The 14,680-nt window shown below is 60.6% G+C and carries 13 protein-coding genes; 6 read left to right on the top strand and 7 right to left on the bottom strand.

Features of this window, described 5'->3' with window-relative positions:
- The first annotated feature begins 2 nt into the window (after positions 1-2).
- The 3 genes from hflX to VK574_RS05645 all read left to right on the top strand — a co-directional run bounded on the left by hflX (position 3) and on the right by VK574_RS05645 (position 4,383).
- Positions 3-1,409, top strand: coding sequence for a GTPase HflX (gene hflX, locus VK574_RS05655; RefSeq protein ID WP_472798930.1), 1,407 nt, complete (start codon positions 3-5; stop codon positions 1,407-1,409).
- A complete protein-coding gene (locus VK574_RS05650; protein WP_472798842.1) occupies positions 1,390-1,956 on the top strand; it encodes an NUDIX domain-containing protein in 567 nt (188 codons plus the stop codon). Before hflX ends, VK574_RS05650 begins: the two co-directional genes overlap by 20 nt.
- Before the next feature lie 165 nt (positions 1,957-2,121).
- The gene (locus VK574_RS05645; RefSeq protein ID WP_472798841.1) at positions 2,122-4,383 is read left to right on the top strand and encodes a spermine/spermidine synthase domain-containing protein; all 2,262 of its coding nucleotides are present in this window, start codon (positions 2,122-2,124) and stop codon (positions 4,381-4,383) included.
- Positions 4,384-4,413: 30 nt separating this feature from the next.
- Here VK574_RS05645 and VK574_RS05640 read toward each other — a convergent pair whose 3' ends face one another.
- Both VK574_RS05640 and VK574_RS05635 read right to left on the bottom strand, forming a co-directional pair.
- Entirely contained in the window at positions 4,414-4,920 is a 507-nt protein-coding gene (locus VK574_RS05640) for a DUF302 domain-containing protein (RefSeq protein ID WP_472798840.1), read from the bottom strand.
- 110 nt (positions 4,921-5,030) lie between these two features.
- Positions 5,031-6,167 carry a citrate synthase gene (locus tag VK574_RS05635; RefSeq protein WP_472798839.1) on the bottom strand — a complete coding sequence of 379 codons (1,137 nt, stop codon included), beginning with the start codon at positions 6,165-6,167 and terminating at the stop codon, positions 5,031-5,033.
- A gap of 185 nt (positions 6,168-6,352) precedes the next feature.
- On the opposite strand from VK574_RS05635, the gene VK574_RS05630 reads away from it, so the two are divergent.
- Together VK574_RS05630 and VK574_RS05625 are read left to right on the top strand one after the other, a co-directional pair.
- Positions 6,353-7,069, top strand: a complete 717-nt coding sequence (locus tag VK574_RS05630; RefSeq protein WP_472798838.1) for a GNAT family N-acetyltransferase — start codon at positions 6,353-6,355, stop codon at positions 7,067-7,069.
- Positions 7,070-7,554: 485 nt separating this feature from the next.
- Positions 7,555-8,388 (top strand): hypothetical protein, encoded by an 834-nt coding sequence (locus VK574_RS05625; protein ID WP_472798837.1) that lies wholly within the window; start codon positions 7,555-7,557, stop codon positions 8,386-8,388.
- On the opposite strand, the gene VK574_RS05620 is transcribed toward VK574_RS05625, so the two are convergent.
- From VK574_RS05620 to VK574_RS05605, 4 genes are all read right to left on the bottom strand, one after another.
- Positions 8,375-8,983 (bottom strand): hypothetical protein, encoded by a 609-nt coding sequence (locus tag VK574_RS05620; RefSeq protein WP_472798836.1) that lies wholly within the window; start codon positions 8,981-8,983, stop codon positions 8,375-8,377. The genes VK574_RS05625 and VK574_RS05620 overlap by 14 nt on opposite strands.
- Before the next feature lie 181 nt (positions 8,984-9,164).
- Positions 9,165-10,907, bottom strand: coding sequence for a DNA polymerase/3'-5' exonuclease PolX (polX, locus tag VK574_RS05615; RefSeq protein ID WP_472798835.1), 1,743 nt, complete (start codon positions 10,905-10,907; stop codon positions 9,165-9,167).
- A gap of 456 nt (positions 10,908-11,363) precedes the next feature.
- Positions 11,364-11,600 (bottom strand): cold shock domain-containing protein, encoded by a 237-nt coding sequence (locus VK574_RS05610; protein WP_472798929.1) that lies wholly within the window; start codon positions 11,598-11,600, stop codon positions 11,364-11,366.
- Positions 11,601-11,808: 208 nt separating this feature from the next.
- Entirely contained in the window at positions 11,809-12,456 is a 648-nt protein-coding gene (locus VK574_RS05605) for an NUDIX hydrolase (RefSeq protein ID WP_472798834.1), read from the bottom strand.
- 163 nt (positions 12,457-12,619) lie between these two features.
- Here VK574_RS05605 and bshC point away from each other — a divergent pair, with 163 nt between their 5' ends.
- Positions 12,620-14,227, top strand: a complete 1,608-nt coding sequence (bshC, locus tag VK574_RS05600) for a bacillithiol biosynthesis cysteine-adding enzyme BshC (protein WP_472798833.1) — start codon at positions 12,620-12,622, stop codon at positions 14,225-14,227.
- Positions 14,228-14,298: 71 nt separating this feature from the next.
- Here the strand turns inward: bshC and VK574_RS05595 are convergent, their stop codons facing one another.
- Positions 14,299-14,664: a hypothetical protein gene (locus VK574_RS05595; RefSeq protein WP_472798832.1), complete on the bottom strand. Its 366-nt coding sequence runs from the start codon at positions 14,662-14,664 to the stop codon at positions 14,299-14,301.
- Positions 14,665-14,680 lie beyond the last annotated feature (16 nt).

The following is a 14,680-nucleotide window of genomic DNA, read 5'->3' as shown; positions in this document are numbered from 1 at the left end:
GCGTGGAATTCTCGACTCGCCTGCGCGTTACGCGCGCTGGTCTTGACGGAGCACGCCGCGCGGCGTCGCGCCCTGCCGGCGACGACTCAACCGAAGCGGAGAACTCTCCCGCACCGGTCGTGGACGGCCCCGGCCTCGATGCCGATGAATCCCTCGCAGAGTTTCGCGAACTGGTGCGCAGTGCCGGCGGCGAGGTCGCTGCCGAACTCATGCAGCGCCGCGCCCGGCCCGATCCAGCCACGCTGATTGGTGCGGGCAAAGTCGAGGAGATTGCCGGCGTCGCCGCATCCACCAATGCCGACCTCGTCCTTTTCGATCACGACCTGAGCCCGACACAATTGCGCAACCTTGAGGCTGCGCTTCCGTGTCGTGTCCTCGATCGCACCCAGCTTATCCTCGACATCTTCGCCCGTCACGCGCGAACCCGCGAGGGGCAACTGCAAGTCGAGCTCGCGCAGCTCCAGTACATGCTGCCCCGCCTCGCCGGCCGCGGCAAAGCCATGTCGCAACTCGGCGGCGGCATCGGCACACGCGGACCCGGTGAAACGCAGCTCGAAACCGATCGCCGCAAGATTCAGCGGCGCATCGACCAGGTCAAGCTCGATCTCGATGCCGTCAAGCGCGTGCGCCGCCAGCAGCGCCAGCGCCGCGAGGCTGTGCCGGTGCCGACGGTCGCGCTGGTGGGCTACACCAACGCCGGCAAAAGCACTCTCTTCAATCGCCTCACAGGTGCACATGTGCTGCAGTCGGCACGCATGTTTGCCACGCTCGATCCCAAGTTGCGCGGGATCGAATTGCCCAGCCGCCGTCGCGTGCTGCTGTCTGACACAGTCGGCTTCATCCGCAATCTTCCGCACACGCTGGTTACCAGCTTTCGTGCCACGCTCGAAGAAGTGGAACAAGCCGAGATTCTGCTCCATGTCCGCGACGCCGCGTCAACCTATGGTGAAGAGCAGAAGGCGCAGGTCGAAAAGGTGCTCGGCGAACTCGAGGCGCTCTCGAAGCCGCGCATCGAAGTCCTCAACAAGATCGATCTCCTCGATGCACACGAGAGCGAAGGCCTCGCAGCGCGTAAACAGCCGCGGCATCAGCTGCACCAGGAGGTACTGGTCTCCGCGCAAACAGGAGAAGGCGTCGACGCGCTGCTGGCAGCGATAGACAAGGCCCTCTTCTCCGATCCGGTGATCGAAACGGAGCTGCGCGTGCCGCAGAGCGACGGCGCCGCGCTGGCTGCGATCGAGGGCGGAATGGTGATACATACGCGAGCCTACGAGGATAACGTGGTGCGCCTTACGGTCAGCGGGCCGGCATCGCTTGTGGGACGGTTGCGGAAGTATCGTACGCGCGCCGAAGACCCTCCCGGAGACAAGCCGGACGCGGGGAGGCACCTTGCAAGCGCCCGAAAGTGAGCAGAACAAATCGATCGTCACGCTGGCGAGCCGCGAGGTCTATCGCAACCAGTGGCTGCGCTTGCGCGAAGACAAAATCCTGCGCTCCAACGGCAAAGAAGGCATCTACAGCGTGGTCGACAAGGACGACTGCGCTATCATCCTACCCATCCAGGATGGCCACATATGGCTCGTCGAGCAGTTTCGTTACACCATACAGCAGCGCGCGCTTGAGCTGCCGCAGGGCGGCTGGGAGATGGAGATCGATGACCCTGAAGCCCTGGCGCGCGGTGAGTTGAAGGAAGAGACCGGCCTCCATGCTGCGGAGATGAACTACCTCGGCTTCCTCTGGGTCGCCTACGGATTCTCTAACCAGAAACAGCACGTGTTTCTGGCAACCGGCCTTACCATGCAGGAGCGCGACCCCGACGACGAGGAGCACGATCTCGTCATCCACACGCGCTCGCTTGAAGTATTCGAGCAGATGATCGTCGACGGAGCCATCCGAGACGCCTCAACCCTCGCTGCCTGGGGTCTCTACCTAACTTGGAAGGCACGCAACGGGTAAGTGCCCTGGTTAGCCCCACGCAGACTAAGCCGCGGTGGATTTGTTTGCCTCTCAGCCAACTTATAGCATCCTAGTCCGGCTCTATCCTTCTGGGTCTGACATGCGTTTCCCCTGGCCCGACAGACTCAGTCTTTCCGAAGAAGATCGTCAAAAAAGGAGCGTGCGATGGGATGGTTTTTCGCCTTCTTCTTCCTGTCCGGCTTTTGCAGCATCCTCTATGAACTGGTTTGGCTGCGGCTGACGATGGCGCAGTTTGGGGTGACGACCGCCCTCACTTCCATCGTGCTTTCGATGTTCATGACGGGACTTGGCCTGGGTTCGTGGGGAGCAGGAGTCCTGACGCGACGTTACGGCCAGCGGGTTGGATTCCCTTCGCTTCGCCTTTATGCACTTGCAGAGTTTCTGATCGGATGCTCTTCGCTGGCTGTGCCGGCTGAGTTGGCCTGGGGTCACCGGCTGCTGCAGTCCATGACAGCGCAGAATGCATACTCGTCGGGTTCTTACTATCTTGCCTCCGGACTACTGGTGGCGATCATCCTGCTGCCATGGTGTACGTGCATGGGGGCGACGTTTCCGCTGGCCATGGCGGCGATTCGCAGCCGTCAGCGGCTGGAATCGAAGCGGTCGTTCAGTTTCCTGTACCTGGCAAACGTGATTGGAGCCGTGGCTGGAGCGATTGCGCCTCTATTTCTTATCGAGCTGTACGGGTTTAGCGGCACGATGCGCGTTGGCACCGTCTGCAATGTCATCATCGCCGTGTCTGCGTTCGCCTTGACGCTTGGCGGGCGCGCGTCTGCACGGTCATCGGCTCCTGTGTTGACCCCGGGGGAGCGACGCGCCGTGACTGCGCAGCCCAAAGTCTTGCTGGTCCTGCTCTTCATGACGGGACTTGTAACGATGGGCATGGAGGTTATCTGGATCAGGCTGTTCACCCCGTATGCGGGCCCGGTGGTGTACTCGTTTGCGTTCATTCTGATTTCGTATTTGGCGGCCACGTTTGTCGGATCGTTCGTATACCGGCGATTTAACACGGGCGGCGAAGTCGATCCTTATCTCTCGTGGGTGTTGCTGGCGTTTTTGGGGTTGTTGTCGCTGCTTACCTCCGATCCTCGCTTCCCGCTGAACACGCCGCTGCGCGTTCTGCTGGGGGTGGGGCCGTTTGCGGGTTGGATCGGCTATCTCACGCCGATGCTGGTGGACCGCTGGGCGGCTGGGGATCCTGATCGTGCGGGCCGCGCTTATGCAGTCAACGTGCTGGGCTGCATCCTCGGTCCGCTGCTTTCGGGGTTTGTCCTGCTGCCCCTGGTGGGCGAGCGCGCGGCGATGCTGCTGTTTGTGGTGCCGTGGATGGGAATGGCGTTTCTTCCTTCGCGCAGACAGGAGGCGCTCCCGGGCACGCGGATGGGCACGCGCATTGCCGCCTATGCCAGTGTGGTTGCGGCGCTGGCGCTGTTTTTCACAACGAAGAATTTCGAGACGCTCTTTCCGGATCGCGAAGTTCTGCGTGACAGCACAGCGACAGTGATCGCGACTGGAAATGGGATGCACAAGCGATTGCTCACCAACGGCATCGGGATCACGCAATTGACGCCAATTACGAAGATGATGGCGCACCTGACGCTGGCGTCGCTGCCGCAACCTCCGCGCAACGCTCTCGTAATCTGCTTTGGCATGGGGACGACGTACAAATCGGTGATGTCGTGGGGAATTCCCGCGACCGTGGTCGAACTGATTCCGAGCGTGCCGCGGCTGTTCACCTTCTATCATCCGGATGGTGCAACGTTGCTGGCATCGCCGCTTTCGCACCTTGTGATTGACGATGGTCGCCGTTACATGGAGCGGATGCCTGAGAAATATGACGCGATCATCATCGATCCGCCGCCGCCTGTGCGGGCTGCGGGATCGAGCCTGCTGTACTCGAAGGAGTTTTACGCGGTGGCGAAGGAACGGCTGCAGCCGGGTGGGATTCTGGCTCAATGGTTGCCATTTGGCGATGAGGCGGTGCAGTCATCGGTGGCCCGGGCTCTCGAACAGTCGTTCACCTACGTTCGAGTCTTCAGGCCGGTAGAGGAAAACGGCTGGCACTTTCTGGCCAGCATGCAGCCCATTACCGAACGCAGCGCGGACGACCTTGTGAGGCGCATGCCGGCCGAAGCCGTCAGCGACATGATGGCATGGGGACCGGCGGCGACCCCCACGGAACAATTCGATCGCATGATGCGGACCGACCTCACCACGCAGAAGCTGATCAACCGTTCTCCCGACACACCTCCGTTGCAGGATGATCGCCCGGTGAATGAGTACGACATGCTGCGGCATTGGACCCACTACGTGCACTCGGGCATGCGCAACTGGAAGCCGGACCAGTACGGTGCCGGCTCAAACCCGCCGCCCGCCGGGGAATCGGCACAGAAGGGAAACGAATAACTGGGCCGTGCTTGCTGGTTAGGCGAAAGCTTATCCTGCGACGGCGTTCATGAGCGCTTCGACCCTGGTGTCGAGTTCACGGGCAACCTTCAATGCATCCGGCTGGTCGTAGCTGCCGAGATAGCTTGCCATTGTGTCGTAGGAGAGATGCACTCCATCTTCACGTTCGTCGATGAGGAGCGTGACGGGAGCGTAGGAGCCGGCGTCGTGGACATGCTTTGCCATGGCCATCATGATGAGCGGATTGCCCATGACGAGGCGGACGATCCTCGGTGTGGCGACGGGGGCGGCGGGGCTTTGCGCCTTGCGCAGGAACTGACCGTGATCGAAGCGCAAGAACTCCATCAGGCCTGAGGGACCAATGGCGTGCTGGACGACCGCTTCCATTTCGGGATACGTGGAAGTAGCAGCGATCTCTTTCCAGAATGCACGCATATCGGGATGGCCGATGGCGGCATCGATGGCTGCGATGACGTCTTCAAATCTGCGAGAAGTAACGACGACACGGCGCTCGACTGTGACGCTCAGGTTCGACATATGCGTTCGATGTCGAGCCGATTCGAAGAGGCGCAGGAAGTTTTGAATGGGCCGATGCTTTCCCAGGTCTGAAAATCCAGACCTGGGGCACCCGGCATGAGATCCCGATTCTACGGCCGGTCAGCGACGGCGATGTACGGCGACGGATACACGGGACCGATGTAGTCGGCGCGGGGACGGATGAGGCGGTTGTCGTCGAGCTGTTCGATGACGTGCGCGGCCCAGCCGGCCATGCGGCTGATGGCAAAGATTGGCGTATAGAGATCGATGTCGATACCCAGCGTCGCGTAGGTTGAGGCCGAGTAGAAGTCAACGTTGGCGTTGAGCTTCTTGTCCTTGTTGATGTAAAGCTCGATGGCGCGGGACATTTCGAACCACTTGGGGTGGCCGGAGTCATTGCCGAGTTGCTCTGACATGCGGCGCAGGTGGGTGGCGCGCGGGTCCTCGGTTTTGTAAACGCGGTGGCCGAAACCGGAGATCTTCTGGCGGGCGGCAAGCATGTTTTTCACGTAGTCGACCGGATCGGCGCCGGCCTTGTCGATGGTGTAGAGCAGCCGCATCACGGCTTCGTTGGCGCCGCCATGCAGTGGGCCTTTCAGGGCGCCGATCGCTCCTGTCACGGCAGAGTGAATGTCAGAAAGCGTGGCGGCGATGACGCGGGCTGCAAAGGTGGAGGCGTTCAGTTCGTGGTCGGCATGAAGGATGAGGGCGATGTCGAGGGTGTGGATCGCTGTGTCGGATGGCTTGACGCCATTAAGCATCCAGAGGAAGTTGCCGGCGTGCGAGAGGGAGCGGTCGGGAGGAACGACTTCGAGGCCCTTGCGAATCCTGTCGTAGATCGCGACGATCATAGCGATCTGGGCGGTGAGGTTGTAGGCCTTGCGGACATTGGCGTCGTGCGAATTGTCTTTTTCGTCGGCGTCGTAGAAGCTGAGTGCCGACACGGTAGTTCGCAGCGCTTCCATGGGGGTGGCGGAGACGGGAAATGTGCGGAGCAGGTCGACGATGCGCTGGTCGAGGGAGCGGGCGAGGGCGAGTTGCGATGAAAATTCGCGCAGTTCAAGTTCGCTAGGCAGGCGGCCGTTCCACAGCAGGTAGGTGGTCTCTTCAAAGCAGGAGCGCTCGGCGAGTTCGTGGATGTCGATGCCGCGGTAGGCCAGCACGCCCGCTTCGCCGTCGATAAAACAAATGCCGGAGTTGGCGGCAACAATTCCTTCAAGACCCTTACCAGCGACAGCAGTGGACATAGCCTTTAAGACTCCCCTCTCTGGGCGGTTGTGCTTTCGATGCGCTTCTGGTGTTCGTGCGGGCTCTAAACCGGGCCCGGCAAAAAGTGCGGTACTGCCCTTTATAAATGAGGGATTCGAGGGTTGTCACGGATGAGCCCCAGCTTCGTGCCGCATCGCGTTATGATGGCGCTGGTTTGAATACGATGGAATTTGCAGTGAGGCCGGTCGAGGTGAGGGAGATTCTGCCCTGGCGCGAGCTTTACCGGCAGGAGATGAATTGCCAGATCATTCACGATTCACTGCATGGGCGTGAAGGCTGGACGCAGCCTTACCTGATTGAATCGGACGGTGACGCCGCCGGATATGGCTCGATTGCGGTCGGTGGCCCCTGGGCGGGCTCGCGCACCCTCTTTGAGTTCTACGTGGTAGCGAAACAGCGATCGCGGTTCTTTGAAGCATTTGATGCGCTGAGAGCCGCAAGCCTTGCGGACGCGATCGAAACGCAGACCAATGATGTGATGCTGACGGCGATGCTGCACACGTGGGCGCATGACGTGGCGAGCGAGAAGATCATTTTTGAAGACAGGCTGACCACGGCCTACCGGGCGCCCGGTGCTGTCTTGCGCAAGCGGGAGCCCGATGGCGACTGGATGCTGCTGGAGGTGGGTGGCGAGGTGGCGGCAACGGGCGGCGTTTTGCACCACTACAACCGGCCCTATGGGGATATCTGGATGGAGGTGGCCGAAGCGTTCCGGGGGCGCGGGTTCGGGACCTACCTGGTGCAGGAGTTAAAGCGGATCTGCCGCGAGGGCGGGAATGTGCCATGCGCGCGATGCAATACTGACAACGTTGCGTCCCGCCGGACGCTGCAGAAGGCGGGATTTGTGCCGTGCGCCCACCTGCTGTATGGGGAATTGTGAGACGAGCGGATAGACAGCCTTCGGAGAAAAGCCGGATTAGGGTACGCTTTCCTGGAAGCATCCCTCAGCGGCTAAAGCCGAGCAGACTTGATTGGCTCTATCGGCACGACTGAAGTCGTGCCCTTTCACAAGGGTATCTCCGTCTATCGGCACGCGACCCAGAGGGTTCCCCGAGTCGTGCCCTGTCACAACAGTGTCTCCGATTGAGTGTTCCGCGGACTGAGGCGGCGTTCTGCACTGTGGACTCACGGGAGGCGGAAGCCTGCGTGTTGCAGCTATTTCCCCATTCCCGGCTGGATTCTTCTATAGTCTGTTTAGTCCCCCGTTAAACCTGCTGACCGTGCTTTTGGATGCGGGTGTGGGGAGATTCGAGCGTTTCCATCAGGGTTGCACCTGTTCGGCGAACCCAGTCCTGCATACATGGGGCTGGAGCCAATGGATCGTGAGCGGATTCCAGGAGAACCGCTCCAGAGGAGAAGGGAAGCATGAGCGACGAGAGAAACACGGAGACCGCGCCTGCCTACAGCGGTGCATTGTTGGGCGCAATTGCGGTGGCCGTACTGGCCGCACTGGGCGGGCTGATATGGACCTATACGCTGAGCAGTCGCATCGCCCGGCAGGAGACGGCATTGTCTGAGGCGAACCAGCAGAGCGCCAAGCTCGACGCGCAGTTACGCGAAACCAATGCGCGGCTGCGGGTGGCGACCGACGAACTGGGCAAGAGCGTGGGAATGACCCAGAAGCAGATGGATGAACGCGCGCAGGACATCCTTCGCCGCGAGCAGGCCGACAGCAAGCGTCTGGAGACCGCGCAGAAACAAACAGCGCAGCAGGTGACCGCGGTACAAAGCGACGTTTCGAGCGTAAAGACCGATGTAGGCGGCGTGAAGACCGATCTGACGAAGACGCAAGGAGATCTGGCGACAGCGGTGAGCCAGCTGACGTCGATGAAGGGTGACCTCGATAACCATTCGAGCCTGATTGCGCGCAACGGGAGCGAGTTGGAAGTGCTAAAGCACAAGGGCGACCGGAACTACTACGAGTTCACACTGACCAAGGGGCAGAAAAAGCCTGTGGGGACGGTGAGCCTGGAGTTGAAGAAAGCCGACCAGAAGAAGAGCCGCTTTACGCTGGTTGTACTTGCCGACGACCGGAGCTATGAAAAGAAGGACCGGAACGTGGACGAGCCGCTGCAGTTTTACAGCGGGAAAGACCCGGGGCTGTACGAGATCGTGGTCAACACTATCGGTTCAAAGAACACCGTATCCGGATACCTGTCGACGCCGAAGGGCGCGCCCGCTCCGCCTAGTGTTCAGTAATGGAGCCTTTGGGAGCCAGGGTCAGGGATGGCATGTACTGGAAGTTGAAGGAATAGTCCAGGTTCTTACGAGCCTCCCAGTCGGTCTTGGGCATGCGGAATGAGCAGGCAAATGTGCCTTCTTTGGTCTCGCCCGGTTCAATTGTAAGATCGGGCGAGATGGGAGTCGCATGCCACTGCGCGAGCTGCGGATAAGCCTTGAAGATGCGCTCATAGTCGGTAGGACTGGCGGCGTAGCTGGAGTGGACGCCGTCGGCTAGCGTGGCGTTAGCCATGATCCGATGTAGAAAGATTGGCTGCTTGCTCTGGTTGTGCAGCCGCACGTGCGTAAACAGCAGCACCTGGTCGATCTCCTCCTTGGGAATCTCTGCGCCATTGGCGTCGAAGCCCGAGCTTTCAGTGTGCATCGGGTGCGCCCAGACATCGATGATCTCACCCACCGAAGCAGGCGGCTTCTGGCCCATGTAGATGTAGAGGGCTATGGCAATTGAGACCAGCACGGTGGCGACGACCGTGGCGACGACGACGTGGCTGGTGCCTCGCGTGTAGGCCTCGCCGGGTGCCTGATCCTTCGAATCTTGCTGCAGCAAACTCATAGCGACCTCATCTTAGCCCCTCCCGATCACAACAATCCAGTGCGGTGAATCTGAAATCTCAAGCAGGCATGGAGAGAGCTTAAAAGCAGATTCTTCACTCACCACCCCCGAACTGAATGACGTTCGGGGCCCCCGTTCCCTCAGAATGACACAGCCAATTTGATGGTGCGGATTGCAGAGATCAGGAACGCGCGCGCAACGAGGCCAAAAACTCCGCGGGCGGCAGGGTGTTGAGGATGTCCGATGGGGTGAGCCAGGCGCGGCGGAGCTGGCGAATGCCGTACTTCCATTCGCCGACGACGCGGGTTACGTGGGCATCGGTGTTGATGACGATCTTGCAGCCGGTCTCCTTGGCGAGGCGCAGGTCGCGATCGCTGAGGTCGAGGCGTTCTGGATTGGCGTTGTGTTCGACCGCGACGCCAAGTTCGGCGCAGCGGCGAAGGACGGCGCCGGTGTCCAGTTGGTAAGGCTCCCGCCGCAAGATTTGACGGCCGGTGGGATGGCCGAGGATGCGCGTGTTGGGGTTCTCGACGGCGCGCAGGATTCGTGCAGTCATTTCGTCGCGCGACTGCTCGAGGCGCGTGTGAACGCTGGCGATCACGACGTCCATCTGGGCGAGAACTTCGTCGTCGAGGTCGAGGGCGCCGTCTGCGAGGATGTCGACCTCGATTCCTGTGAAGATCCGGATGCGGCCCTCCATCTGCTTGTCGACTTCGCGGATGTTCGCGATGTGTTCGATGGCGCCTTTCTCGTCGAGGCCTTGGATCATGGCGAGGTTTTTGGAGTGGTCGGTGATGGCGATGTACTCGAGCCCTCGCTCGATCGCGGCTTGGGCCATCTCGGCGATGGAGTTGCGGCCGTCGCTGGCGGTGGTGTGCATGTGCACGTCGCCCTTGATGTCGGAGGCCTCGATGAGGCGCGGCAAGGCGTGTTTTGCAGCAGCTTCGATCTCGCCCAGGTTTTCGCGCATCTCGGGAGGCATCCAGTCCATCTGCAGCGCGGCGTAAATCTCTTCCTCGGTTGCTGCGGCGACTGTGGATTCATCGTCGAGGCGGGCGAGTGCCCATTCGCTCAGGGTGTAGCCCATTTTCAGTGCGCGCTGGCGGAGGGAGACGTTGTGGGCCTTGGAGCCGGTAAAGTACTGCAGCGCCGCGCCGTAGCTCTGGGAGGGAAGCAGGCGAACATCAACCTGGAGGCCGGTGGAGATGTGGAAGCTGACCTTGTTTTCGCCCTTGGCGATGATGTCCTTGATACCGGGATAAGCGGCGACATATTCGACGGCAGCTTCAGTGTGTTGCGGAGCGCAGGCGGCGCCGGTGACGAGCAGATCGAGGTCGCCGGCGGTTTCGCGGCCGCGGCGCAGTGAGCCAGCGGGAGTAACGCGTTCGATGCCGTTGAAGGCCAGCAGGTAAGCGGTGAGACGATCGGCGGCATCTTCAGCTTCGTCGATGCGGAAGCGGCCAGCGGAGCGGCGATAGTCTTCGATTCCCTTGCGAATCTTTTCGATTTGCTTTTCGCCCATGCGGGGGAGGCCCTTGAGGCGTCCGGCGTCGATGGCTTCGGCGAGTTGATCAATGCTGCCGATGCGGCCTGCATCCCAGAGCAGGGCGACGGTCTTCGGACCCATGCTGGGAAGTTTGAGTAACTCGAGCAGGCCGGCGCCGTATTTGGCCAGGAGTTCATCGCGCAGGGGCAGGGAGCCGGTTGAGACGATGGCCTGGATATTTGCGGCCATGCTCTTGCCGATGCCCGCAATGGCGAGCAACTGTGCCGTATCGGACGAAGCGGCCACCAAGTCGACAGTCGTCTGCGCAATGGCGTCGGCAGCGTTGCGATAGCTGCGCACACGGAAGCTGTCGGCGCCGCTGATCTCCATCAGATCGGCCGTCTCGTTGAGCAGGCCGGCCATGGTGACGTTGTCCATGGAAGCGATCTCCGGGAAGAGCGAGCTGGATTTGGCCGGCAGGCCAGGGGTCTGGCTGTCCGACTTCACTGGCCTTGTTCAAGTTTCCATCGACCGCCGCGGAAGTGTCCAGCAAAGTTGTTGTTTCGTGGGGAATGGACACGGATGTAAGGGAGATTGTGCAGGCAGGCGTTCGATGGCGATTGAATCGGCCGTTGAGTGGTCACGCGAGGCGATGACAGTGCCTGGGATACGCGCGGCACACAAATCCCAAGGCCGCGGGCCTCGGTCATGAGGCCCTGGCGCAAACTGAGTCAAACGGAGATCCAACGATAGTGAGAAGTGATGAAGCTAAAGCGAATGCGCAGACGAGAACGTCCGGTTAGTAAAGTTGATCGATCAGGAGCCTGGATCGGAGCAATGTTTTCCTGTGCCGCCCAAAAGACGGCAAGGGAACGCTACAGAGTATCCGGTCTACTAGGCTGCGTTGTGGGTGGCTGCTGTATCTCTCAACCGGATAACTGCATCCGCCTGAGGGCCTTTCTGCCCTTGAACGATGTCGAACTCGACGTCATCGCCCTCTTTCAGAGTCTTGTAACCATCCAACTGGATTGCCGAGTAGTGAACGAAAACATCCGGCCCGTCATCACGTCCGATGAATCCGTAGCCCTTGGCGTTATTGAACCACTTCACCTTGCCTTTGTACTGAGCCACAGGGATTTGCCTTTCTTGCCACTTGATGGGGTTGATGAGCGAAAGGTTTGGGGAATCGCCCACCTGTGGCTTATGACGCATATTCGCTGACAAAGGTTTATTGAATTTGGCCAAAGAGACCCACAAAATGGGACAGGCCGGACGAAATCGCGCCGGCCTGCATGGAAGACATTGAATCGATTGAACGAATGTGCTTATGGAATCTTTACTACTTTCGTTTCTTTGCGACGCGACGAGCGTAGAGCAGAACGCTGCATAAGGTTTTGCCGTCCTTGATGGCGCCCTTTTCGATCATCTCGACAATCTCAGAAAGCTTGACGAGGCGGAATTCGATATCCTCGTCGTCTTCCGGATGGGCGTCGCCGGCCATCAGGCCTTCGGCAAGAAACACCTTCATGGATTCACCGAGAAATCCGGGACTTCCGTAGTACTCGAGGAGGGGTTTCCACTTTTTGGCGCGGTAGCCGGTTTCCTCTTCGAGTTCACGCTGGGCGCCGATCAGGGGGTCTTCGTTGGGTTCCAGCTTGCCGGCGGGCAGTTCCCACAGGTACTGCTTTGCGGCGTGACGATACTGGTGCTCCATGACAATCCACGGATCCTTCTTGCTTTTCGACTTATCGACGGCCAGGATGACGACGCTGCCGTTGTGGCGGATCACGTCGCGCTCACTGGGTTTGCCGCCCGGCTCGAGGAGCTTGTCGTGCAGGACACGAAAGAGCGGGCCCTGGTAGACGACTTTGGAACTGATGAGGGTTTCTGTCTCCGCAGCGACGGCCTTTGCGGCTTTCTTGTCTGGCTTGGGTGTCTTGTTTTTTTTGAGCTTGACCGGCTTGGCCGGCTTTGTCTTTTTGGGCATGCGGGGATGAAATCTCCTTCTTACAGTCTAAAGAAGTATATGCAATGGGGTGTCATGCAGTAGTGCATCGTATGAGGGTGGCGTGGCATCCTTAAGTCAACCGAATTTCTGCCCGAGCCCGAAAAGCCGGGATCAGCCAAGTGGAATCCCCGGAAGGTACGCGTTGCCGAGCTCAGACTGTTATCCCATCGACGTGGTTCCTGGACTGAGCCGGCTGGTGCTGGGCTTCTGTGCCGGTGATCCGGGAGTGCGGCGTTTCTATCCGTCATTGCCGCGCGATACGGGATGGCAGAAGCGATGTCCGCGGCCAGGTCATTGGAATGAAATGGTTGCGGTGCTGGCCGGACAAAATGCTTCGGCCGAAGCGGCTCCAGCACTCGAAGCACTCAGAGCCGGGGCAGGAACCATTCTGACGGGGCAACAGGTTGGCCTGCTGGGTGGTCCCCTTTACACTCCCCTCAAAGCTGCCACCGCCGTTGCGCGGGCGCGACAGGCTACAGCGGCCTGCGAGCCGCATGTGGCTATTTTCTGGTTGGCGACGGAAGACCATGATTTCGCCGAGATCAATCACGTCACCTTTCCCTCCCGCAAAGAATCGAAGAAACTGCTGTACCCGAAGACTCCGGCGAACCCTGTGCGGGTGGGCGGCGTCGTTCTGGATGAGACGATCGAGCCGCTGATGGAGCAGGCCTGGGAACTGCTGGGCGCTTCCGACGCGACGGATGCGTTGGCGGCTGCTTACAGGCCGGGGCGAACATTCGGAGAGGCATTTGGAGTGTTTTATCGAAAGGCGTTTGCAGCGCAGGGACTGCTGGTGCTGGATGCGGCTGGGCGCGAGGTGCACCGGCTGGGTGAGCCCGTGCTGCGGGCGGCGATCGAACGCGCCGATGAAATGCATGCTGCGCTTTTGGAGCGAAACAAGGCGCTGGAGGCGGCGGGATATCACGCGCAGGTCGCGGTGGCGCCACAATCGAGCTTGCTGTTTTTGATCGATGAGCGAAACGGCTCGCGCATGGCGCTGAAGCGTATGCAGCCGAGTGCGGCTGAGCCAAATGGAGTTTGGCAGGCGGGGCGCGAGACGTTCACGACGGCGGATCTGGTGGGCGTTCTGGCCGCTGAGCCGGAACGAATCTCACCCGGAGCGCTGCTGCGGCCCGTGTTACAGGATTTTCTGCTGGGGACATCGCTGGTGGTGGGCGGACCGGCGGAGATTGCCTACTTTGCGCAATCGGCGGTGTTGTATGAGCGCATTTTGGGGCGCGTCACGGCCGCCGAGCCAAGGCTTTCGGCGACATTGATTGAGCCAGGGATCGGGGAACTGCTGCGCAAGCACGAGCTGGGTCTGGAGCGGGTTTTCAAGGAGTCGGCAGACTCGCTGGCGCAACTGCTGGCGGCGCGGGCCATGCCGCTGGAAGGCAAGCGCAAGCTGGCTGCGGCGGGAACAGCGCTGGATGCGGAACTCAGTCCGTTGCTCGAGTACATGAAAGCGATGGACGCGGGGCTGGGCCGGTCGGCGGATACGTCGGCAAGCAAGATGCGCTACCAGATGAATCGGCTGCGGAGGCTGGCGGCGAACTTCGAGATGCAGCGCGAGGGCTCACTGCGGCGGCATGCGGAGGCGATCGAGCGGGCACTGAATCCGGGCGGCGTGTTGCAGGAGCGCGTGCATGGAGCGGCGTTTTATTTTGCGCGCTACGGATTTGAGCTGGCGGAGACGCTTACCGAGCTGGCTGGAGATCCTTGTCCCGGGCACAAGGCTGTGTGGCTCTAGACGCCAGCGAGCGATCAGACGCCAGGAGTGCCGTCGAGATTCACTATCGCGCAAGATCGATTCCGGGTGGATTATTTGGCGTGGGTTGGACTCGTATCCCAAAACGCGAGCTCAATCGTTGCCGACGGAGGATTTTCGGGCACAGGCGTGGGATCGGGGCGCGGCGGGCCAGTCAAGCCCCAGCCGGCATGGCCGAGATAGGTGTCCGCGAACAACTGAAACGTCCTGCCGCAGGCCTTGCACTCGAAATTGTGTTCGGCTGTGTTGGCGGGCCAGTTCGGCTTGAAAAGGTCGTTCAGTGGACAGGTGCCGTCGGTCAGAATGAGGATGCCGTCGTTCACGAGTCCCATGAGCCGGCGGGCGAGTTCGAGATATTCGCGAGGCTTGTCGAAGCTGAGGCTCTCCATGAGCCCGTCGCACTGGGTGCATGCCGCCATTGTTTGAGTGTGCCAC

Origin of the sequence: Occallatibacter sp., assembly GCF_035317045.1 — a bacterium.
In the GTDB taxonomy this organism is placed as follows: Bacteria; Acidobacteriota; Terriglobia; order Terriglobales; family Acidobacteriaceae; genus Telmatobacter.
Note: the sequence above shows the minus strand (reverse complement) of the source record. Positions and strands in the feature narration are given on the sequence as shown.